This window comes from Nostoc sp. DedQUE08, from assembly GCF_034530895.1.
Classification (GTDB): Bacteria; Cyanobacteriota; Cyanobacteriia; order Cyanobacteriales; family Nostocaceae; genus Nostoc.
In genome coordinates, this window is sequence record NZ_JAVRCD010000021.1 from 43,236 (window position 1) to 65,127 (window position 21,892).

General features: G+C 41.8%; 20 protein-coding genes and 1 pseudogene. 14 read left to right on the top strand and 7 right to left on the bottom strand.

Annotated elements, in window-relative coordinates:
• Positions 1-68: 68 nt before the first annotated feature.
• The 6 genes and pseudogenes from RMY64_RS16025 to RMY64_RS16050 form a co-directional block, all read left to right on the top strand.
• A pseudogene (locus tag RMY64_RS16025) lies at positions 69-270 on the top strand (IS4 family transposase); the annotation flags it as partial.
• A 460-nt stretch (positions 271-730) separates the two neighbouring features.
• Entirely contained in the window at positions 731-1,648 is a 918-nt protein-coding gene (locus RMY64_RS16030) for an exosortase-dependent surface protein XDP2 (RefSeq protein ID WP_322674057.1), read from the top strand.
• Between the two features lie 712 nt (positions 1,649-2,360).
• Complete coding sequence (locus tag RMY64_RS16035; protein WP_322700597.1) at positions 2,361-4,907, top strand: proteasome protein; 2,547 nt, start codon at positions 2,361-2,363, stop codon at positions 4,905-4,907.
• Positions 4,908-4,938: 31 nt separating this feature from the next.
• Positions 4,939-5,736, top strand: a complete 798-nt coding sequence (locus RMY64_RS16040; protein ID WP_322700598.1) for an Rpn family recombination-promoting nuclease/putative transposase — start codon at positions 4,939-4,941, stop codon at positions 5,734-5,736.
• Positions 5,737-6,057: 321 nt separating this feature from the next.
• Positions 6,058-9,033 carry a molecular chaperone gene (locus RMY64_RS16045; RefSeq protein ID WP_322674054.1) on the top strand — a complete coding sequence of 992 codons (2,976 nt, stop codon included), beginning with the start codon at positions 6,058-6,060 and terminating at the stop codon, positions 9,031-9,033.
• A 139-nt stretch (positions 9,034-9,172) separates the two neighbouring features.
• Positions 9,173-10,264 (top strand): hypothetical protein, encoded by a 1,092-nt coding sequence (locus RMY64_RS16050; protein ID WP_322674053.1) that lies wholly within the window; start codon positions 9,173-9,175, stop codon positions 10,262-10,264.
• Between the two features lie 102 nt (positions 10,265-10,366).
• Here RMY64_RS16050 and RMY64_RS16055 read toward each other — a convergent pair whose 3' ends face one another.
• The gene (locus RMY64_RS16055; RefSeq protein WP_190893926.1) at positions 10,367-10,546 is read right to left on the bottom strand and encodes a high light inducible protein; all 180 of its coding nucleotides are present in this window, start codon (positions 10,544-10,546) and stop codon (positions 10,367-10,369) included.
• 244 nt (positions 10,547-10,790) lie between these two features.
• Here RMY64_RS16055 and RMY64_RS16060 point away from each other — a divergent pair, with 244 nt between their 5' ends.
• Together RMY64_RS16060 and RMY64_RS16065 are read left to right on the top strand one after the other, a co-directional pair.
• Positions 10,791-11,072 (top strand): hypothetical protein, encoded by a 282-nt coding sequence (locus tag RMY64_RS16060; RefSeq protein WP_322674052.1) that lies wholly within the window; start codon positions 10,791-10,793, stop codon positions 11,070-11,072.
• A 64-nt stretch (positions 11,073-11,136) separates the two neighbouring features.
• Positions 11,137-11,982, top strand: a complete 846-nt coding sequence (locus RMY64_RS16065) for a DNA adenine methylase (RefSeq protein WP_322674051.1) — start codon at positions 11,137-11,139, stop codon at positions 11,980-11,982.
• Here the strand turns inward: RMY64_RS16065 and RMY64_RS16070 are convergent.
• The 5 genes from RMY64_RS16070 to RMY64_RS16090 all read right to left on the bottom strand — a co-directional run bounded on the left by RMY64_RS16070 (position 11,943) and on the right by RMY64_RS16090 (position 14,883).
• Positions 11,943-12,803 carry an NAD-dependent dehydratase gene (locus RMY64_RS16070; RefSeq protein WP_322700599.1) on the bottom strand — a complete coding sequence of 287 codons (861 nt, stop codon included), beginning with the start codon at positions 12,801-12,803 and terminating at the stop codon, positions 11,943-11,945. The genes RMY64_RS16065 and RMY64_RS16070 overlap by 40 nt on opposite strands.
• On the bottom strand, positions 12,800-12,967 hold the full coding sequence (locus tag RMY64_RS16075; protein ID WP_322700600.1) for a hypothetical protein: 168 nt from the start codon (positions 12,965-12,967) through the stop codon (positions 12,800-12,802). The genes RMY64_RS16070 and RMY64_RS16075 overlap by 4 nt, the downstream gene beginning before the upstream one ends.
• Before the next feature lie 48 nt (positions 12,968-13,015).
• A complete protein-coding gene (gene clpP, locus RMY64_RS16080; RefSeq protein ID WP_322700601.1) occupies positions 13,016-13,624 on the bottom strand; it encodes an ATP-dependent Clp endopeptidase proteolytic subunit ClpP in 609 nt (202 codons plus the stop codon).
• Between the two features lie 369 nt (positions 13,625-13,993).
• Positions 13,994-14,563 carry an SRPBCC domain-containing protein gene (locus tag RMY64_RS16085; protein WP_322674048.1) on the bottom strand — a complete coding sequence of 190 codons (570 nt, stop codon included), beginning with the start codon at positions 14,561-14,563 and terminating at the stop codon, positions 13,994-13,996.
• Positions 14,563-14,883 (bottom strand): ArsR/SmtB family transcription factor, encoded by a 321-nt coding sequence (locus RMY64_RS16090; RefSeq protein WP_292725800.1) that lies wholly within the window; start codon positions 14,881-14,883, stop codon positions 14,563-14,565. Before RMY64_RS16090 ends, RMY64_RS16085 begins: the two co-directional genes overlap by 1 nt.
• A 173-nt stretch (positions 14,884-15,056) precedes the next feature.
• Here RMY64_RS16090 and trpD point away from each other — a divergent pair, with 173 nt between their 5' ends.
• Positions 15,057-16,148, top strand: coding sequence for an anthranilate phosphoribosyltransferase (gene trpD / locus RMY64_RS16095; protein ID WP_322674047.1), 1,092 nt, complete (start codon positions 15,057-15,059; stop codon positions 16,146-16,148).
• Here the strand turns inward: trpD and RMY64_RS16100 are convergent.
• The gene (locus RMY64_RS16100; protein ID WP_322674046.1) at positions 16,078-17,118 is read right to left on the bottom strand and encodes a retropepsin-like aspartic protease; all 1,041 of its coding nucleotides are present in this window, start codon (positions 17,116-17,118) and stop codon (positions 16,078-16,080) included. The genes trpD and RMY64_RS16100 overlap by 71 nt on opposite strands.
• Before the next feature lie 236 nt (positions 17,119-17,354).
• Between RMY64_RS16100 and carA the strand changes: the two genes are divergently transcribed.
• The 5 genes from carA (at position 17,355) to RMY64_RS16125 (ending at position 21,785) form a co-directional block, all read left to right on the top strand.
• Positions 17,355-18,518, top strand: a complete 1,164-nt coding sequence (gene carA, locus RMY64_RS16105; RefSeq protein ID WP_322674045.1) for a glutamine-hydrolyzing carbamoyl-phosphate synthase small subunit — start codon at positions 17,355-17,357, stop codon at positions 18,516-18,518.
• A gap of 167 nt (positions 18,519-18,685) precedes the next feature.
• A complete protein-coding gene (locus tag RMY64_RS16110) occupies positions 18,686-19,051 on the top strand; it encodes an STAS domain-containing protein (protein WP_084227153.1) in 366 nt (121 codons plus the stop codon).
• 594 nt (positions 19,052-19,645) lie between these two features.
• Positions 19,646-20,125 carry a Mini-ribonuclease 3 gene (locus RMY64_RS16115; protein ID WP_194044898.1) on the top strand — a complete coding sequence of 160 codons (480 nt, stop codon included), beginning with the start codon at positions 19,646-19,648 and terminating at the stop codon, positions 20,123-20,125.
• A 92-nt stretch (positions 20,126-20,217) separates the two neighbouring features.
• A complete protein-coding gene (rlmB, locus tag RMY64_RS16120) occupies positions 20,218-21,396 on the top strand; it encodes a 23S rRNA (guanosine(2251)-2'-O)-methyltransferase RlmB (protein WP_322700602.1) in 1,179 nt (392 codons plus the stop codon).
• An 86-nt stretch (positions 21,397-21,482) separates the two neighbouring features.
• A complete protein-coding gene (locus RMY64_RS16125; protein WP_322674043.1) occupies positions 21,483-21,785 on the top strand; it encodes a DUF1816 domain-containing protein in 303 nt (100 codons plus the stop codon).
• Positions 21,786-21,892 lie beyond the last annotated feature (107 nt).

Below are 21,892 nucleotides of genomic sequence, written 5' to 3' on the forward strand. Positions count from 1 at the left end.
TAGCTATGTAATTGCATTGCTGAAAAACCTGATTTAGCTTCACTAAAAATATATGATTCTCTGTGAGGCGTTTACGCTTCCAAATCGAGTTTGATTTTCGAGATGCCAAGCAGTTCTGGGGATTAGAAAACTTTATGAACCTCAGTCAAACTGCGGTGACTAATGCTGCTAAAACACGCATTTTTTATGGTCAGCTTATCCCATCATCAACTCTTAGATTTTCGTCAACACAATCCCGACTCCGGCATTATCGTAAATTCCAGGGTTTAAGACCCCAACCATTACACATAGTATCAGTTGAGTTGGGGTTTAAATCCCCGACTCCAACTGTCTTTAATTTTGAAGTAATGAGTAATAAGTAATAGGTATTACTCATTACTCATTTAAGGTATTGTATCTAATAACAGCATTTTGGCTGAAAGGATCGCCCACACAAAATTTATAAAAACTTTTTTTACCAATTGACACAAACAAAAAGCTATGGGATAGTTCTACTAAACTACGGTAAATCGACCAAGATTTAGTAGTAAAGAATCATAAATCTGATTAAAGACTTTCAAAAACTGAAGGGTTAATTGTCCGAAGTGTAAAAAAGTCTGATAATTCGCTCTTTGCAGAAGCGGGGGTGAGGTTGCACACATTTGAGACTGTGCGACTAATTTGTTCTGTCTAGTAACCTATCTGATTCACTCAGGTAAGTTTTTTGGTGTCTACCAAGGTGAAAATACAAATGACAAATATCTTTGCAAAGACAATAGCGATCGCAACAAGTGCTGCTTCTATATCAGTGGCTTCCCTAATACTAACAGTACCTGCTCATGCTCAGGCAGCACCATTCACCCAATTTTCGTTTAAAACTAATGTCACAGCTACTCCGACTAACGACCCTACATCTAGTTTACTCAACGATCCCACAAGGGATATCCGGTTGGATTCAGTAGAATTTAGTGGAAGAACGATTAGTAGCTTTGAAGTTGTCACTAAAGCAAAGATTCTCCGAAATGATACATACACTCTCCCAAATGGAAATGTATTCGGTGTACTGAATTCAGGAAGAGGCCCTAATACTCCTGATGACGCCCTGCTTCCAGAAGGCCCCTCAAAACCAAACCCAACTGCTCAAGACATTGTTGACAGTTTGGGAAACTTAAATCTAAATAGCATTCTGGTGACGCGAGAAAATGCAGATACAGACAGCATTGAAGTCTCCTTCGCCAATCCCGTGAATACCTTCCTCTTTTGGGAGCGTGGTGGAACAGCAGGTGGTTCAGTTGCAGGCGATAGCGATTTATTGGTGGAAGCTTTGGGTGAAAATAATGAAGTTATAGCGACTTACAAAATTTTGAGGCAAAACTACACCAAAGCCGACTATAACATCAGTACTCAAGTCTTCCCCATCCTTAACAATGGGCCTTTCAATATTGGCTCCATAGGCATTAGTTTAGATGGAATCACTACTCAAACACTGCGATTAACTAGCTCTAACAATAATGGGCTTATTCCTGGTATTCCTAACGACAATGGCCCAGATTTCAAAGTTATAGCAGCAACGGTTAAAGTTGTTCCCGAATCCTCTACTATTATGGGCGCACTGTTAGTGGGTGGTTTAGGGATCATCTTCAAGCGTAAAAGAACAGTTATGGGCTGATATAACAAGCAGTTTTTAAACTGTTAGCCAAAATAACATAACTCCAAAGACCTCTATCACTTAGTACAACTAAGGAGAGGTCTTCTTATTTGGTAGAAATCTATACCTGTTAGTCTCCCAATGAGTGTCTGCTAAACATTAGTTTTGGATCTGAGCAAGAGTCAGAATAACCACTTGATTGAATCCCCAGATGATTTTATTTTTGCCAAATTGGGATGCTTTCAAGTCTTGGCGACTAAAAATCGCGGCTACAGGAAACTTTACCCACCTCCATTGGTTTAAAAATTTTTGCTTAGGCGGATTTGGCTTGTGTAGTAGTGAATTATATTCTAATACCCTTGGGTTAGCACCAAAAACCTTGCATATAAAGGACTTACGTAAAAATTGTCTAAAACTCTTATTCCTTAAATCATGTGTATAAAAGGGTTGAATACCCACATATTTACTAAGCGGTCTTCAATTATTTAGTGGTATAAAAGCTAACTTCTCTCATTCGTAAACCTTGATTTTGAAGAACGTATTCTTTTTTATTTTTCCTAACAAAATCCAATGTTTCAAAATTGTCTTGACTATGCAAAATACTTCATCCCAAAATCACAAATTAAATGAGAGAAATGCTAAATGTGATATCAACTGGTTGTAACAATGCCTGGTAATCGCATTTTATATGTTATAAAGCTCACAGAAATTAATGTTAGGCGGAAACTACTTTATGGAACCAGATAAACTGGGCCGTTTTAAGGAGTACGGCGAATTCATCCTCCGAAAGATAGATTCTGTGCCCCAGTACCCTTCTAAACAAGAAGATTGGGTTCCAGCTAGTCTTGATGACTGTCTTCTGCGTTTGCGATCGGCTGCCCAGAAAACTGTAGACCTGGCAACTTCGCCTGTCAAAATTGGGGTGATGGGAGAATTTAGTAGTGGAAAAACCTTACTTTTAGGCAGTCTAATTGGATATGCAGATGCTTTACCAGTCAGTGAAAACCCTACTACAGGTAATGTTACCGCCATACATATTATTCCGCAAGACGATTTTGCAACGACGCAATTAAGTAACTTTACGGTAGAGTATCTTTCCCATGAGGGAGTACACGAGTGTCTCCGCTTCATGCTAGGGGAAGCCAATAAACGAACCACAGCAGCAGGGCTTCCTCCGATACCAGTATCGAAACTCAACTCTGGCACAGATATTATTAGCTGGTGTGAAGAAGCGTGGAATAGTAGTAACAATTTGGAGCTACGTTATTTACTCCGGGAGTTGGTATTATTCCTGCGGGCTTATCAAGCCTATGGGGAAGTTATGTGTGGTGGGCACTACCAAATTGATGCTATCACCGCCCGCGAGGGGCTACAGCTAGTTGAGCAGCCAATGGCAATCCAAACTCTGAAATTTGAGGATCTACCCCCAGCGCACATCAGATTACCGAGTCCACCCCAGAGGCTACCAACAAAGTTATTGCAAAACAGTTTCCCACTGATCCGCCGCGTCGATATCGATGTGAAAATCTCACGGGAAATTTGGGATTTTACAGATGCAGGTAAATTTATTCTCATCGACTTTCCGGGATTGGGGGCTGCTAATTCTGGGGCTAGAGATACCTTTTTGTCATTGCGGGAATTGGCAGAAGTACAGACAATTTTGGTATTGCTAAATGGTAAATCTCCTGGGAGCGATCGCGCCAATAAAATCTTCACGATGATGCAGCAGCAGCGACCGGGACAAGACCTGAAAGATTTAATTCTTGTCGGTGTGGGTCGCTTCGATCAACTCCCTCTAGACAGCGAGGGTGGTGAAAGAGAACTCGATCATCTGATTGAAGATAGTCATTTAGAAGAGGAAACGGTTCTCCAAAAACTCAAAGTTCTGCAAACTACCATTGACGGTGCAGCAGCATTTACAACCCAAAAAGACCGCATCGTTTTACTGTCGCCACTGTTGGGACTGGCTGAATTAGCAAAACGTTCTAGTAAAGTCAAAGCTGGTTCACCAGAATTTTTAGCTAACCTAGACTATCCTGATTACCTAGACAGGTCTAAACGGCTACAAGAGAAGTGGGAGCTATTAAGTAAAAATCTGATAGAATCTAACACCCGTAGCTATTTGGGCAGACAGTTGGGTTACTTTAGTCAAGATGGCGGACTTAGTAAGCTGCGGGAATTGATTCAAACTCACGTAGCTACTCATGGTTTGAAGCAACTGTATGAAGATACCAAAAGAGCTGCTGATGTGGTGAGTCAGCAACAAGATCACTTAAAAGACATCATAGATGAAATTCACGAGCAAGGTATCCCCACAGGCGATAGTCCGGCTTTTATCGAATTGCGCTTTGTGGTCGAAAGCTTAGATAAAATCTACAGAAATTTCCAAAAAGATATCGGCAAAGAACCACTTAAAGACCGACGCGGTGTTGTTGTCAGCGATGTAGTAAAAGACGAACTCACCTTTAGAATCCTCAATTGGAACCAGTGGACTTTACTCTTCAACAAAGCCAATAATGGAGCGATCGCTCTGGCAGAATCTAAAGGTGCAGCTGGGAAATTATTCGATCGGGGAAACCGCGTAAATACTTCTCTTCCAACTAAAAGCGATGATTTTTATCCAGTATTTGAGAAAACCGTTAAAGAAGTAGAAGATTTTGCCCGCGATCGCATCCAGCAAGCAGTGGTAGATTTGTTAAATCAATTATCAAATTCTATCGCCCCAGAACGCGAACAATTGCAGGCATTTTTCCATCCAGAAATGGAACAAGAAATCGAAGAAAAATTTGGTTTTGAAGATGCCGATCTCTTTTACAAATTATTACTAGGATGCGACCCTAACGAATGGAAAGAAGCAATTATCTCGGAAATTACTAGTAAAGATAAAACTGTTGCACCTGAAATTATTTTTCCTTTAGCACGTCAAGACGATAAACACAACGTTGGTCAAATCTTTGATTGGGCACCAGAGAAAAGCCAAGGCTTACCCAGATCGAGCAATCACCAACTTTTAGTACTGCGACTGCGAGATGAAATTACAGCTAGCGCCAGCCTCCATCTTGTGCAGTATGTTAGCGAAGTTAATCAGCAAATTAATTCCGAACTAGAAGGTATTTTGGATCAGATTATTCCGAGTCTGCAAAACCTTTCCAAAAAAGAAAGTTTGCTAAGATATTTGGCGGCTGGGGAATTGCCATCTGAGATCCAAATTCCTACTTGGTTGCAGATTATTTCCGAAATTGCGGCTGTTTCTTACTCAGATGATTTAGATTTGAGATGACGCGATCGCGTTGAGATATGAGGATGTATTTATGAGACGTGATGCGATTTTTTATACAATTTTCAAGCGTGCCCCAGAATTGTTTTTCGAGTTAGTAGAACAACCACCGCCTGAAGCTGCTAGCTATCGCTTTGAATCAGTTGAAGTTAAAGAACCAACATTTCGGATTGATGGGGTATTTTTACCTCCACCAGATGCAGCATCTCAGATAATCTTTTTTGCTGAGGTACAATTCCAAAAGGATGAGTTACTGTACCATCGCTTTTTCTCAGAATCCATGCTGTATATGTATCGTAACCCGTCGCTTTACGATGACTGGTATGGGGTAATTATTTTACAGTCTCGCAGCTTGGAACCGGAAAACACCACTATTCATAGATCGTTACTGAACAGTTCTCAAGTACAACGAATTTATTTAGATGAGTTAGGTAGTCCTGATGAGTACAAAGTAGGTATCAGTTTGATGCAGTTGACTATTGCCTCAGAGACTCAAATGGTTCGGGAAGCGAAACGTTTAATTGAGCGGGTGCAACAAGAGCAGATAACTGTTTTGGCTAAGAAGGAGATAATAGATGTAATCACAACAATTGCAGTTTATAAATTCGCAAACTTAAGTCGTGAAGAGGTAGAGGCTATGTTAGGAGTTAAGTTAGAAGAAACTAGGGTTTATCAAGAAGCTAAACAAGAGGGACGAGAAGAACTAAAACTTGAACTTGTACCTCGGTTCTTAGCTCGTGGTATGTCGATGGAAGAGGTTGCCCAGTTACTTGATTTAACTATCGAACAAGTAAGACTTGCAACTGAGCAAGAGTCTTCAACATCAACTTAGTAACTACCGTAATTTTCATAGCAATGCCTAGTTTAAGCTACGCCTACATCCTTTCATATAAAAGCGTAGGCGTAGATATCGTGCCAAATAAAAAAGCCAGTGCTAAAGACCAAAATTAAAAGTTTTTACCATAAAAATTCTCTAAGGTGATTTACAAGAATAAATATACCGATGCCGTTGGTTTCGACTTCTCTGCGAGAAGTCGAAACTCGCCAACACAGGTATTTTCTTCGTCGGAAATCACCTAAATTTGTAATTTTATGATAGAACATTACAGTTTTTAGCCAGCTATAAAATAAACAACAGAAAGTGAATATTATAATGAACCCTTTCCAATTGAATAACTATAGCGATCGCGAACCAAGCGAGAAACAACAAAAAAGATTTCCGGGATGGTTTGCTTTAGATTTTGGTACGTCGAATTCGACAGTCACACTCTTCGATCCAATTGAAGTACCGATCGCAGAAATTTTACCCAAAGAGCAAGAAATGCGGTTGCGCGATCGCTTATCGCAATGGCTTAGTTCTCCGGCCTCAGTGGCTTTACCGGATGTCAGCACTGATGATTGGGCAAAGTTTATCATAGAAATTAGCAAAAATTTGGAGATAGAACCCAGCCGATTGAGTGAAGTATTTGAAAGTGATAATAAAGAGCGATTTTTGGAAGCAATTCGCCAAATTGAGCTTTCTTTAGGAAACAGCGAGAGATTCCGTCGTGCTGTCAGCAAAAAACTTTACCAAATCTATCATGAGGTGTTCCGCGTCCCTACCCTAGAGTCGCAAAATCTGATCCCAGTTGTGCTGGATATCGATCGCCGCGATACGGAAATTCCCAGCGAGTCGGAAATTTCGCACTTAGAAGACTTAAAACTACGGATGGGAAGGGAAGCTAGAGATAACCGAAAAAAAGCGATCGCTCAAGGTACAAGCGGTTCTTTAAAGGAAATTATCAGCAGGTTTCACCATTCACCCAAACGCTATTTTGGCCAGGAGCGATCGTTTTCAGTTATTTTGGATGGCGAAGAAGAAACAATTACCGCTAACCAGTTAATCCAATCTGCTTGGGCACATTTAATCGAGTTAACTGAAGACTACCGCCAACACGCACGACGCAGATTTTCGGAAGGAGATTTTTTAACAGCAGTTGTCACTTACCCAACAGTCGCCCCACCAGTTGTTCGTAAGGAAGTTAGAGAATTAGTTGAGCAGTTAGGGATCGACGATGTGCAAACTGCTTATGATGAAGCCGTTTCTGTGGCGATATTCTTTTTATGGCGAGAATTTGGTGGTAATCTCAACATTGGCATCGAGTCATTCAAAACCCGTTGTCGCCAAGCAGGAAACAAATGGTCACAAAATGTTCTCGTCTTGGATATTGGCGGCGGAACTACAGATTTAGCTTTAATTGAACTGACTCTAGAAGATAAAACCCCAGCTTTTGCTGATTATGAAGACCGGGGTTTAGGAGGACGTTACTATAAACTTACCCCCAAATTATTAGGTTCATCTGGTCATTTACAGCTAGGTGGTGAGTTAATTACATTGCGAATTTTTAGATTATTAAAAGTTGCGATCGCCGATTATTTATTGACAGCAGTCACAATAGGCGATATTGAAAACGAAAAGCTAGAAGATTTAATTAACTCGGAGTTAAACGAGCGCTTTTTAGAACAAGGCAAATTCAAAACTGGCAGTCTTTTAAAATGTCTAGATAAAGAGAATCCAGAAGGCGATATTGCTTACAAAGATGCTCTAGATACAGCCGAGAAAGTATTACCGACTCGTTGGCAACAAGCACCTCAACGTCTGCAATCCTTTTATATTCTCTGGGATTATGCAGAAGCAGCCAAACTTAAACTTGGGCAAAAGCCACCAATAGAGAATTCTCTATTAACCTTTACACTTTCTGAGCAGCAAATTTCCGAATTGCTTAACCAAAGCGCCATTAAATTGCAAGTAAAAGATCCAAATAACATCTGCGTCACCTTAGATAATCAACAATTTGAACGAGCCGCCGCTTCGGGAATTAAAGAAGCGATCGGAATTGCCAAAGGATTAATGGAAAGTCGTTTGCGTCCCGACGATCTCACCAAAGATTCTTGGAATTCCCAAAAAGTTGATTGGTTAATTTTGTCTGGTAAAACTTGTAATTTAGACATAGTGCAGCGCCAAATCTACCAAGAATTTAGTAAATCTCCATATTTTGTCTGGAATCCAGAACGGATTACTTTTGTGTTGGAATTTACTAAGCTAGCCACCTCCGCCGGTGCTTGCTATGCCGAAAAGCTACGAAGATTGAGATTCGATCCAGAAGAGTCTAAAAGCTTGCTGCGTAAGGGGGCCAACCAGCTAGAAATTGATGTCAAAAATCTATTTTATTATTTGCCTTGCAATTTCAAACGCAAAACCCAAAGCAACGATTTACTAACTATATTCAAAGCCGGACAAGAACTCTATCAACTCGCACCTTGGGAAACTGTTGCTAAAGTTCGTACTCATTGGCAAGGCATACAATTAACTAACATTATCTACCGTCAAGATTACGAAGAGGGAGATTTACGACTATGGGGAAGCTTTGACGGCAAAAACCTCATGAATCAACTGGAAATGCCAGAAGTAGAATTTCTGAAAAAAATCAAAGTCCAGTTTGAGATTGACCAAACCCTCGAATTTAACGTATTGCTTTGTCAAGGAAATCCCCATTATTTGATTGATATTTCTGGTATTGATTTAGAATCGGTAGTTTCAGAAACTTCAGCGCTATTTGCTGATGGTAAATTGAACTGGAATATCGCTGTGGAAGGCTTCAATAAAAATTTAAATGATGGTGATATTGCCGTTAACGTGATTGAGTCAGCAACTGTCGATCAACCAGATGCCTATCATCTTGTATTTGAAGTCGGAAATGATGGTAGTAAAACGTTTCACAAATTTCATTATTTGCGCGATGGGGTGACGCAACCAGGAATTGGGTTAATTAGTAATCCCTTACCTCCATTCCCACAAACTGGCCAGCACACCTTCTATGTTTATCAAACAGATGCCGAAACCAACAGCAAAAAATGGATAAGAATTGGCGCACTCAGCAAACCAGATGTAACCACAGATTATCCTTGCCAATATCGTGTAACTCTCGACGATCGAGGTATTCTAAGAATGCACGCCGGTGAAGTCCCTTACTGGACATCACAAAATCAAGAATGCCTCAAAGAAGAAGGATGTGTTTACCGTGCTGAATTAGAATTGCAACCTAATGAAGTTGATAAAGAACGCGATCCCTTTTGCGGCATACATTAAACCTCTGCGTTCCTCTGCGTTAACCTTTGGGTTCCTCTGCGTTAAAAAAAATTAAGATTTTTAAACGCAAAGGGGCGCGGAGTAAACGCAAAGGGGCGCAGAGGTTTGCCAAGTTTTATTCGCTTTGGAGGTGAGATTCATGCAGCACTTGCGTCAATTATTAGAGATAGAAAACTCGGAGTTAGCCCAATTACTGCGGTTTAGTTTGTATGGACTAGAGGCTAGTTTAAATCAGGCTCGCGCCGAATTTCCACTAGATCCAGGATCTAAAATATGTGATGAGGTGCTGCAAGAACTTCATAGTCTGTTACAACCTGCACCGCCACAGCAAAATACTGGTTGGGAAGATGCGCCAGATGAGTTAAAACTAAGTCATCTCCGAGAAGCTTTCGATTCTGACTCAGAACTTAGTTATTATTTGGGTAATTCCCAACTGCAAAGCCAAACAGACTCTGATTTGTGGAATGAGATTCAACGCAAACTGCTGCGAGTCCCAGAGGATTTAGCTGCAACTTGGCGACAGCGCACCTTGGATTTAGCTCAAGAAGTTGGTGCGATCGCAGATAATTCTAATCTTTTTCAACTTCCCTTTATCCGCGACGAAATTATCTACCCCGGACTTACTGGTACTGTTCAAGCTCAGGGATTGAGCTTGTATCAACAAGCACTTTCAAATTCTAAAATTCCCCAAGGTAATGCATCCGATTTACCAGCAGCATTTCTATTTTTATATATGAATTTTATCGAAATAGACCCAGATTTACATCATGCTTTAAAGAGCGTTTTTAGCTTCGATGTCATTTCCTTACACTCCAAACCAGAACAGCGCGATCAATATATTGATGCTTTAAGCGATCGCTTCCAACGCACTCAAAAAGCAGAGAAAAATACCGATCCCCTATCAATTCTTCGTGCTTGGATTGATATGGACGAAGCGATACATTCCCTAGTATTTGTACCACCGGCTGAACGCTATTCTTGGTGGGGAAAGCTACAACATGAATCACGGCGCATTTTGAAGAAAGTCGCTGATGAAGCTATTAATGCAGGTAATGAAGTGCGAATTCGCCAATTATCGGGACTTTATGCAGATATCTGTGCTTCATCCAAGGATGACTTACAACTAGACTGTGGCGGTATTCCTGGCGAAGTCTTAACTTGTCTTCGAGTTTATGCGCGAATCAATCAAGAAGAATCCCCCGGTCGTGTAATATTTCGCTCATCACGGTAGTTGCTGGCGAGTTTTCTAATTCTTGAGATTACGAGGCAAGGTAGACAATTTTACTAATCCCCGCCTTGCCTCATAATCTAATGAAGCTAAAAACCTTTAAATCTAAAGGATACCCCAGAAGTGTAAAATCCCTTGACCAGAAAACACTTCAAGCGCAACAGCAGATATAAAACCGATCATTGCAAAACGACCGTTCCAGTTTTCGCTCTGAGGAGTGAAGCCCCAGCGCAAAGCATTAGGATCTTCTGAAACCGAAGGCGTAGTCTTCTTAACGTCTGCCATAAAAAATACTCCGAGCTTTTATGTTGTAACAGTTATCACTGTCTGTAAAGTAATGTAACAGACTTTTACGAAAATGCAACATTTAATTAGCTCAAAAATTAAATTTATTTAGCTAGCTTATATTAAGCATACGTAATTTTTTGTCAATATCCCGACGCTCGTTAGAATTAAAAGGTTATGCGTTGTCAATAAACTAAGCTAGTATCACATCCATAATTACATATACTAGCTGAGGTGTAGTGCGGTGAGTCAGGTTTTAAGCTTGGAATTAAGTGATGAAGTCTACGCAGCATTGCAACAGCAAGCCGAGATTGCAGGCGTATCTCTTGCAGAATTGGTAGCTACTTCCATAGAACAGCAGTATGGTTCTCCAAGACGTGAAAAGTCGCAAACTGAAACAGAAAAAGAAGCCGCTCGTCAACGTTTCCGAAGTCATGCTGGAAGCATTAAACTTGGTTACGCTACAGGAGCAGACAGTGAAAGTATTGATGCGTCAGCGTGGTGTCACCAAGGCGTTAACCACTAATCGTCATTTTGAGCAAGAGGGCTTTCGACGTTTGTTATTACCCCAAGTGTGACGATTTCTAATTATGCTCAAAAGCTCTCTCCGATATCCTGGTGGTAAATCAAAAGCAATAAATCAAATAGTTGAATATTTGCCAGAAAGCTTTTCGGAATTTCGAGAACCTTTTGTGGGTGGTGGTTCTGTATTCATTTATTTAAGACAAAAGTTTCCCGATCTCAAAATTTGGATTAACGATTTAAACCGTGAACTCTTCTTATTCTGGAAATTAGCCCAATCTGATATCGCTCAGTTAGTTAAAGAAATTCGCCATATTAAAGTAAAGTCTACAGATGGCAAATTATTGTTTTCAGAATTGACTAGTGTAGATGTCAATAAATTATCTGATTTAGAAAGAGCCGTTCGTTTTTTCGTCCTCAATAGAATTACTTTTTCTGGAACCGTAGAATCAGGTGGTTTTTCTGAACAAGCTTTCTATAAAAGATTTACTGATTCTTCAATAGAACGGCTAGAAAAGTTAGAAAATATTCTCTCAGAAAATGTCCAAATTACTAATTTGGATTACAGCCATCTATTAAAATCAGGAGGAGAAGATGTATTTTTATTTTTAGATCCACCATATTTTAGCGCTACAAAATCAAAGCTATACGGTAAAGATGGTGACTTACACACCTCTTTTGAACATCAGAGGTTTGCTGAACTTTTGCAACAATGTCATCATCGCTGGCTAATTACCTACGACAACTCAACGCAAATTTTAGAAAATTTTCAATGGGCTAATATTTCAGAGTGGGAATTACAGTACGGCATGAATAACTATAAACAAAGTGGTGCAGCTAAAGGAAAAGAGCTATTTATTACTAACTATGAAGTTCAAGGGAATTTAGACAAAATCACATCTTCTATTGCATAGTCCAGCAACCACGGGACTGCAAACTTCTGCGGTTCTTGAGGTGAATGAGTTCGTTCCCAATCAATGGTTTGCCGCAATGCTTCATCTAACGGCACAATTTCCTTATATCCCAACTCTTGACGGATACGAGTTGAGTCTACAAACCAATCTTGCTGTGTATTGACAGGCAATTTCCACTCTGATGCTAACTGGCTTTTGGGTACGATAACAACTTTACCCTGCCATCCTGCTATTTTCCCGATTTTGGTGATGCGTTGAGCTTCGGTAAGTGCTTCTACATCAGCGATATGATAAATGCGACCTGTTGCGCGTTCGTTTGTTGCTGTTAGTGCGATCGCATACGCTACATTCTCTACATAGCCGTAAGAGCCACGCCATCGAGCGATACTGTCTTCCAAAACAATCGCAGGACGGTTATCATCCATTCGCCGAAGATAGGAATACAGGCGATGTCGAAAATCTCTGGAACCATATACCATTGGCAAGCGTATAATCGTTCCGGGTAAGTTGGATGACATCACCACCCGCTCCACCAAAATCTTTTCATAATCAATTGGCACAGCGATCGGTCTAGAGGGCATTTCCCGGTATGGATAAAGTTGTTGGCGCAGGGGCGAACCTTCGGTAAGTGGTACAGGCACAACATCAGATTCCTTACCCCAAAGCACATCGTATGCACGATACACATCTATACTGCTAATCGCAACAACACGCTGGGCAATACCTTCAAATGTGTTCATCAGAGTTAGTGCATCTTGTTCGTTATAGGCAATCATATCTACCACAACTTCAGGCGAAAGTTGCCTAAACTTGCTTTTCATCTCCAAAAGATGGGAGCGATCGCCCAAAATTTCATGCACATCAGGTGGTAAGTTAGTTGTAGTTTTTCCCGATGAAATACGCTCACTTCATGACCCATTGTAATCAGTTGACGGACTAGAGGAGGGCCAATAAAATTTGTGCCACCAATGATAAGTATTTTCATTTTGGTTTCCATCCATTACTGTTTGTCGAGATTAGAATTGTTTGCAGATTAAATAGATGCAGATGTTTTCAAGATGATACTGTCAATTAAACCGTAAGTTTTTGCTTCTTCAGGACTCATGAAAAAGTCTCGTTCAGAGTCCAGTTGAATCTGCTCTGGCGATTTACCTGTATTAGCAGCGAGTATTTTGTTCATCAATTGACGGAAATACAAAATTTCTTTGGCTGCAATTTCAATATCAGATACTTTTCCCTGAACACCTCCTAATGGTTGATGAATCATAATTCGAGCATTTGGTAGAGCATATCTTTTACCCTTACTTCCAGCAGCAAGCAAGAACGATCCCATTGAAGCAGCAATGCCAATGCATACAGTACATACTTCTGAACGAATTTGATTCATGGCATCGTAAATAGCCATTCCTGCTGTCACCGAACCTCCAGGACTATTAATATACAATGTGATATCTTGCTCTGGATTTTCAGCATCAAGAAATAGAATTTGTGCAACGATAAGGTTAGCTGTCTCGTCTGTAACTTCATTTCGCAAAAATATAATTCGTTCTGCAAGTAAGCGTGAATAAATATCTAATGCTTGCTCTCCTCTTTCTGATTGTTGAATAATCATTGGAATGCTGATTTGAGTCTGATAACTCATATTTGATATCTCCAAAAAAGATAAAATATTAATTTAGGACTTCTGCACAAGAGATTCCCCAACCCCCTTAAAAAAGGGGCTTTTAGGATTTCCCCCTTTTTAAGGGGGTTAGAGGGGATTTAGGTTTGGTGATTTTCAGTGCGCTTTTGATACTGTTTCAGCTAATGGCAATAATTTCGTACCTAGAACAGGCTGAAACTCAAACCATGTTTCAGCTTCTGTGTCAACAAAAGTCTGTTTATTCATATTTGATTTTCCAAAATATCAATTTAATGTGGCTTGGCTAATACTCGTCTAACCACAAATGATAATGTTGCCAAGCTTTAAATTTAAATGTAATTCTTGGCGTGCAATATGTGAATTTACGCTTTAACTACTGCAATCTTTGACCAAGATTTGCGGTAGCTTTTCATGCAAACTATAGTTCCATCCACCATTGAGAAAATAACTAAGAACGATACTATCTAATGCCTCATATCTACCAACGGGTATTGATGAGAATACAGAGCTGCGATTATTTGGTATTACTGTCTGCATCCCTGCCTTGGACTCATGCATAAATTTGCCTTGCCACGGTTGGGAAAGTTCCATTGGTTCATTGAGCTTGATGGCTTTTTGAATCAAACCTTTATGTTCGAGTAAAAGTTTTGTACCCCCAACTACAGGCTGGATTGTCCAGGTAACAACTGAAGGCTGGCACATCATACTGTCTTGCCAAGTGAACGCTAGCCGTCTTGGCTCATCAAGTTCAATTACCTGACAGTCTATGTCTCCCTCCAACCCCGGCAGTGTCGAATGCACAAATCGGAATTTGTGTCCCAAACGCGGCTCAAAGTCGTTTTCCATTAACCATACTGCCAATGCCTGACGGTTAGTGAGTACCTGCCAAACCCGTTGGGGAGGATAGGGATAAAACACTTCCATATTTAATCGGAGCATCAATTTTCCTCCAAATAATTGCCAAGGGCATCGAGTTTTTCTTGCCAAAACTGCTCGTAATGAGCAATCCATTCTGATATCTGTTTCAATGGCTCCGGGTTTAGCCGATAGAAACGCTGTCGCCCTGCTTTTCGCATTTGTACTAAGCCTGCTTCGCAAAGAATCTGTAAGTGCTGAGAAATCGCTGGCAAGCTCATGGCAAATGGCTGGGCTAGTTCTTTGACTGGTTGCTCACCATTACGTAACAGATCCAGTAGCGCCCTGCGTGTGGGATCTGCGATCGCCACAAAAACATCGGCACTGGCAGCAGGTCTACTCATTCCTATTAACCATGTATTTAAGCAAACGCTTAACTATTTATAGAATACATAAGTAATTGCTTAAATGTCAACTCCTAACAACAGCAAAAGGTTGGGATTTTAGTTTCCCAACCTTGGCTGCTAATTTCTCATTTTTCGGTAGGATGGCTCCCATACCTACAAAAACCTTAGCTATGACAACTTCCCCAATCCCTGCTCAAGAATCCTCTGTTAGCTGGTATATTCTGTTGCAACAACTAATAGATGGACAATCATTGTCTCGTACTCAATCTGCTGAATTGATGAAGGGTTGGCTCAGTGAAGCAGTTCCCCCAGAGTTATCGGGAGCAATTTTAACAGCACTGAACTTTAGAGGCATTTCTGCCGACGAGTTGACCGGCATGGCTGAAGTATTACAATCTCAATGTTCCCCACTCAGCACTCAGCACGGGCTAAACGCCCCGCTACCGCTAACACCACTCAGCACTGTAATAGATACCTGTGGCACTGGTGGAGATGGTTCATCAACCTTTAATATTTCTACAGCAGTTGCTTTTGTTGCTGCTGCATCTGGCGTACCTGTCGCCAAACATGGCAATCGTTCAGCCTCAAGTCTTACGGGAAGTGCAGATGTATTGGAAGCCTTGGGTGTAAACTTAAGTGCCTCTAGTGAAAAAGTACAAGCAGCACTACAAGAAGTTGGGATCACTTTCTTGTTTGCCGCTGGTTGGCATCCAGCACTCAAGGCGGTTGCCTCATTACGGCGGACTTTGAAGGTGCGAACAATTTTTAATTTGCTCGGGCCGTTAGTAAATCCCTTGCGTCCAACTGGGCAAGTGGTGGGCTTATTTACTCCCAAACTTTTGGCAACTGTTGCCGAAGCTTTACAGAATTTGGGTAAGGAAAAGGCGATTGTGCTGCACGGGCGAGAAAAACTTGATGAGGCTGGGTTAGGAGATGAAACTGACTTGGCAGTGTTATCAGACGGAGAAGTGCAGTTAACTACTATTAATCCCCTAGATTTAGATTTAACCCCTGCTTCCATAGGTATGCTTCGGGGTGGAGATGTCCAAGAGAATGCGGAGATTCTCAAGGCTGTACTCCAAGGTAAGGGAACTCAGGCGCAACAGGACGCAGTAGCGTTGAATGCGTCGTTGGCGCTGCAAGTCGCGGGTAAAATCGCATTCCTCGATCACGCCGAGGGTATTAAAATCGCTAAGGATATCCTACAAAGTGGGGCTGCTTGGACGAAGTTGGAGCAGTTAGTTGAGTTTCTGGGGAATTGATTTGCGATCGCAATTGCGGACGAAACTCTACCACATTACGCTTAATGGTGACATCGTAGTTACCAAAAAAGTCATGTCCTAAAAGTCCAGTTTCTAGTTCCGCACCTGCGATCGCTACTGCTACTCTATTCACTACTACCCCGCCAACGGCCATCGAATTAACATACCCCACAGGAAATTCTACAGCTCTGGAACTGGCGGTATTTGCCTTGGCTTTTCCCACTGTGACGATTCCCAAAGCATTAGCCATCTCTTGGGTAATGACAGTGCCACTTGCTCCTGTATCCACAATCATCTCAAATTGTTGCTGGCCATTGAAAGTAACTTCCACAATTGGCGTACCACCAATTCGTCTTTTTATCGGCGCTGTAAATACTGCTTCATCGGGAATCACCACTGCTGATGAAGGCAAAGCTGGCGCTGGTGATAACGGTTTTGTTTCTCGTGGAGGTAAAGTGAACTTTGGTGTGGTTTCTCTTTGAGGAACAACAACGACTATTTTCTGAGGTTCTCTAACTGCAACAGGGCGAGGATTAGCTTGCTGTTGGGCATATTTAACTTGGCGGCGATATTCCGTAATTTTGGTTTGAGCGATCGCAAATTCTGGGCTTTGTCGCCGTATTTTTTGCATCAGCGCGATCGCATCCTGGTACTGACTCGCCACCAATTTCCAATCATCTGGAGATTGAGCCGATTGGCTGATACTCCAAGCGCCAACAGCTTTGTCTCGTCCCATCTCAAAAAGACTTGGTTCACTTTCAAACGGATCTAGCGGCTGCGCTTCTGGGCTAGCTGCTGGTCTTACTGGTTTAACGCTAGGCTGGACTGGTGCTAGATCCCCAATTGGCATAGGTTGCTCATCGCCACCAGTAGCGGTGTTCAGTTTGTCTTCACTACAGGCAACGCACAAAACCGCTAGAGTGCTTGATACAAAAATTAGGGTTGCACGGGATAAAAAAGACTGAAGCATAATTAATTTTAACTGCCCAAGCTTTGCCAAATCCACTCCCGCTACTTTAATTCCCTTTTAATTTTAATTAACTATCTTAAAAACTCCCAATTGCTCAACTCATGGGATAATTAACAATCGCAGTATTAAGGAATAGGGAGCAGGGAACAGGGATAAGAGTTTTCCCCTCTGCCGCCCGCACCCCGCCCCTCTGCCTCTTTTCAATGCCCCATGCCCAATCCCCAATCCTATCACCTATGCCCCTGACTGACTCAATACCAGCTTTACTTGTCCTTGCAGATGGAACCACTTATCGCGGTTGGTCTTTCGGTGCGACGGGAACCGCGATCGGAGAAGTGGTGTTCAACACTGGCATGACAGGCTATCAAGAAGTTCTGACTGACCCTAGTTACCGGGGTCAAATTGTGATTTTTACCTATCCTGAATTGGGGAATACTGGCGTCAATCTCGAAGATGAAGAATCAGATGGTCCCCAAGTGCGGGGTGCGATCGCCCGGAATATTTGTCACCGTCCGAGTAACTGGCGATCGACACAATCTTTACCTGACTACCTCAAACAAAACCAAATACCAGGGATTTACGGCATCGATACCCGCGCCCTCACCCGCAAAATTCGGATGTTCGGAGCGATGAACGGTGGCATTTCTACAACCATTCTCGATGAAGCGGAATTGCTAGAGCAGGTACTAGCAGCCCCCAACATGGCAGGATTGAATCTGGTTAGTGAAGTCACCACCTCAACGGCTTATGAATGGTCCGATCCCACAATTCCAGCTTGGGAATTTAACTCGGAGGCTGGGGAAAATCTTGGGGAAGCCTTTACCGTTGTTGCTCTTGACTTTGGCGTTAAACGCAATATTTTACGTCGCTTAGTCAGTTATGGTTGCCGGGTAATTGTTGTACCTGCTGATACACCACCAGAAGAAATTCTCAAATACAATCCAGATGGTGTGTTTCTTTCTAATGGGCCTGGCGACCCTGCTGCCGTCACTGAAGGGATTGCAACTGCCAAAGCACTCCTGTTAAGTGAAAAACCCATCTTTGGTATTTGTATGGGACACCAAATTTTAGGTCATGCACTAGGAGCAGAAACCTATAAACTCAAATTTGGTCATCGTGGTTTGAATCAGCCTGCCGGTTTACAACAACGAGTAGAAATTACCAGCCAAAACCATAGTTTTGCAATTGACCCAGATTCTTTACCTACGACAGTTGTAGAAATTAGCCACCTAAACTTAAACGATCGCACCATTGCCGGAGTACGGCACAAATCTCTACCTGTATTCTCCGTACAGTATCACCCAGAAGCTAGTCCTGGCCCACACGATGCTGATTACTTGTTTGAGCAATTTGTTCAAGCCATGCGAACAGCACGTCAAGCCGTGGCAGAGGTGAGGTAAAAATAGGGAATGGGGACTGGGTACTGGGTACTGGGTACTGGGTTATAGAGGAAAGAAATTTCCTAATCCCTAATCCCTAATCCCCAATCCCCTATTTCAACAGATTGTAGACAACTTGCTCAAAAACCATTTATACTTGAGCGTTCACTTTAACTCATGAGGAGGGAATTATTGCTGAGCCACTGAATCTAACCGTTAGCCTGAGGGGCACTCGTGAAGTCCGGGATAACTGTCAGCTATTCCGCCTCACAGGTTTGTTAGATGCTTTTTCTGAGCCGACATTTCGCAAGACACTTGGCAGCAAGATAGACGAGGGCCCTAAGCACATTATTTTGGATCTCTCACAAATTGACTTTGTTGATAGCTCTGGCTTGGGCGCTCTGGTGCAGCTAGCCAAGCAGGCTCAAACTGCCGATGGCACTTTGCAAATTGTCACGAATGCCCGCGTAACTCAAACGGTCAAGCTTGTTCGCCTAGAGAAGTTTCTCTCCCTGCAAAAATCAGTTGAAGACGCTCTAGAAAACGTCAAGTAGTCTTGATTGCTCGATCTGAGAGGTAAATTTAGCTATCCAAATTCAAAATCGGATAGCTTAATTTTTAAAACTTCTGGCAGAAAACCTCTCTCCTTGTGGGAGAGGCATAAAGCCAGTTGAGCTATTATGTTTAAAGTTGAGTAATAATTAAAGATATAGAGACCCAATAAATTGGGTCTCTATTGGGTATGTAATCGTTGGGTAGAATATTGAATAAATAATCAAGTCTGAGATATTTGTTGTAAGAAATACAAAGCCAGCAGATTTGTTTATAGATAGACTTGACTTGATGCTGTATAGTTAAAAGTTGTCGTTTACTCAGTAAGTATGGCAATGCTACCAAGTAGAAGGGTGAAGTTGATGTTAAAATTTTACCCTATCTTAGGCGCAGACCACAACAAGTAGGCGAAATTTGGTTTATAGATGTTGACATCAGGGTGATTTTAAATGCCAACTCTCAATCAAAAAGATGAAATTAGGAAGTAATTTTGATAGTATTGATTATGCTAAGTATACTATCACGGCATACTTCAGAAAAATCAGTCTTTGCCAAGAATGCCTGCCAAATGTAGCCCGTCAAGGAATGATTTATTTGTGAAGTCACAGGAGGAAGAGCTATTAGATGGACAAGATGAAACTCCCAAACAGAGCTTGTCTTGGACTGAAGCACTCTTGGCAACCACAGGGCCATTCCAACAGATTTCCCTCTCGCAAGTGCAACAAATTTCTCCTAGTGCTTTAGCATATTTAGGGGATGCAATTTATGAGTTGTATGTTAGAATGTTCTATCTGCTGCCATTGCAGCGGTCAGGAATTTACCATCGTCTGGTAGTGGAGCAGGTAAGAGCAGAAACACAAGCGCTACATTTGCGATCGCTGATTCCTCATCTCAGGGATACCGAATTAGAAATTGTCCGACGGGGTAGAAACGCCGCAACAGGACGCCCTAAGCGACTTAATCCCGAAATTTATCAACAGGCAACTAGTCTAGAAACTTTAATAGGCTACTTATATATCACCGATTACCAACGTCTAACCGAACTGTTGCAAATACTTCATCTAGAAAAAGAGTGAAAACTCAATTTCGCAGTAGCCATAACACTAGATTAGGTTCAAAAAATTGAGGTAATCGGAACGAGCAACCATACGCTATATTCATAACTCAAATGCAGGATAAACCCAGAAAAGTCAATACTTCAAACGAACCAAATCGTGGACAACCCGTAAAAATTAAAGGTAAACGTGTTGTTACTAATCCGGCTCGCAATCCCAGGAAAATAGATAGCAACCCCATCTCTGGTGCGAATCCGACTCGCAAGCCCAGAAAAGTAGATAGTAACCCTATCTCTGGTGCGAATCCAACTCACAACCCCAGAAAAGTAGATAGTAACCCTATTTCTGGTGCGAATCCAACTCACAACCCCAGAAAAGTAGATGGCAACACCATCTCTGTTGTTAATCCGAATCGCAATCCCAAGAAAATAGATAGCAACCCCAGTTATGGGAACTCGCGACAACGAAATAGCAACTTCTCCCAGCCGTCTGTATCTACACCGACAGAAGAAGATAACGATCTCATCTACGGTCGCCATCCAGTATTGAGTGCATTGCAAAATCAGCGCAATCTCAATCGTCTGTGGATTACTACCCGTCTGCGGTACGATCCCAGCTTTCACCATTTCCTTTTGCAAGCAAAGGAAAATGGCACAGTTATCGATGAGGTTGAACCCAAACGTTTAGACTATCTCACCAACGGCGCTAATCACCAAGGTGTGGCAGCACAAATTGCTCCCTACGCTTACATGGAATTGGCCGATCTAATTGAGCAGTGCAAATCTGTAACTGATGCTGTAATTGTCGTGGCTGACGGAATTACCGATCCCCACAACTTAGGAGCAATTATTCGCACAGCTGAAGCAATAGGCGCTCAAGGATTGGTAATTCCCCAAAGAAGGGCATCTGGGATCACTTCCACGGTCATGAAAGTGGCAGCAGGCGCTTTAGAAAATTTTGCTGTAGCTAGAGTTGTCAACCTCAGCCGCTCCTTAGAAGAATTAAAGGAAGCTGGCTTTTGGATTTATGGTACTGCTGCAAGTGGCAGCGAACCTTTACATACAGTCAATTTCACTGGCCCCATCGTTTTGGTAATCGGTTCAGAAGGTGAAGGTCTGGGTATGTTGACTCAACGCTCCTGTGATTTTTTAGTATCGATTCCTCTACAGGGTAAGACTCCCAGCCTGAATGCTTCTGTAGCCGCAGGTATGGCGCTTTATGAGATTTATCGCCAGCGATCGCTAAATACGCTGCACTTAGATAAATTGCAAAAAATCTCTTTGAAAAAATAACAGTAACAGAGTATAAAGAAATGTAAAAGATAATAAAGTACCCTATCGTTTAACACCCTGTAGACGTTTATAAATCAGCGAAAACCATGAAAACCATTTGGCATAACCTCAAGGAAGTGTTAATTAACACATTCGACTACCTCGGCTTGGCTTGGTGGGTAGAGATTGTGACGCAGAATCCCCGTTGCACGTATTACTTCGGGCCATTTCTAAATTCTTCTGATGCAACATTAGCAAGTAAAGGATACATAGAAGATTTAGAGCTTGAAGGAGCGCAGGGAATTATTGTGAATGTCAAGCGTTGCAAACCTAGTAACTTAACAATTGCTGACGACTTGGGGGAAAGATTTGACCGCAAAGTACAGCCTGCCTTTGGCGGTCAAATTTAAGTTAGGCCAGAGAATGAAAAGGAGGCTCTGATGCAAAGACGTAAAGATATAAAGACACAGAAAATTCTTTTACGGGGGTTATTACGTCTTTTTCACTCATTGCGTCA

Coding starts and splice junctions, on each gene's coding strand:
- RMY64_RS16085 (WP_322674048.1), bottom strand. CDS start 14,563: ATGCTCCGATTAAATATGGAAGTGTTTTATCCCTATCCTCCCCAACGG.
- RMY64_RS16065 (WP_322674051.1), top strand. CDS start 11,137: ATGCTCAAAAGCTCTCTCCGATATCCTGGTGGTAAATCAAAAGCAATA.
- RMY64_RS16075 (WP_322700600.1), bottom strand. CDS start 12,967: ATGAAAATACTTATCATTGGTGGCACAAATTTTATTGGCCCTCCTCTA.
- RMY64_RS16055 (WP_190893926.1), bottom strand. CDS start 10,546: ATGGCAGACGTTAAGAAGACTACGCCTTCGGTTTCAGAAGATCCTAAT.
- RMY64_RS16050 (WP_322674053.1), top strand. CDS start 9,173: ATGCAGCACTTGCGTCAATTATTAGAGATAGAAAACTCGGAGTTAGCC.
- RMY64_RS16070 (WP_322700599.1), bottom strand. CDS start 12,803: ATGAAAAGCAAGTTTAGGCAACTTTCGCCTGAAGTTGTGGTAGATATG.
- rlmB (WP_322700602.1), top strand. CDS start 20,218: ATGCAGGATAAACCCAGAAAAGTCAATACTTCAAACGAACCAAATCGT.
- clpP (WP_322700601.1), bottom strand. CDS start 13,624: ATGAGTTATCAGACTCAAATCAGCATTCCAATGATTATTCAACAATCA.
- RMY64_RS16035 (WP_322700597.1), top strand. CDS start 2,361: ATGGAACCAGATAAACTGGGCCGTTTTAAGGAGTACGGCGAATTCATC.
- trpD (WP_322674047.1), top strand. CDS start 15,057: ATGACAACTTCCCCAATCCCTGCTCAAGAATCCTCTGTTAGCTGGTAT.
- RMY64_RS16045 (WP_322674054.1), top strand. CDS start 6,058: ATGAACCCTTTCCAATTGAATAACTATAGCGATCGCGAACCAAGCGAG.
- RMY64_RS16090 (WP_292725800.1), bottom strand. CDS start 14,883: ATGAGTAGACCTGCTGCCAGTGCCGATGTTTTTGTGGCGATCGCAGAT.
- carA (WP_322674045.1), top strand. CDS start 17,355: ATGCCCCTGACTGACTCAATACCAGCTTTACTTGTCCTTGCAGATGGA.
- RMY64_RS16100 (WP_322674046.1), bottom strand. CDS start 17,118: ATGCTTCAGTCTTTTTTATCCCGTGCAACCCTAATTTTTGTATCAAGC.
- RMY64_RS16125 (WP_322674043.1), top strand. CDS start 21,483: ATGAAAACCATTTGGCATAACCTCAAGGAAGTGTTAATTAACACATTC.
- RMY64_RS16040 (WP_322700598.1), top strand. CDS start 4,939: ATGAGACGTGATGCGATTTTTTATACAATTTTCAAGCGTGCCCCAGAA.
- RMY64_RS16030 (WP_322674057.1), top strand. CDS start 731: ATGACAAATATCTTTGCAAAGACAATAGCGATCGCAACAAGTGCTGCT.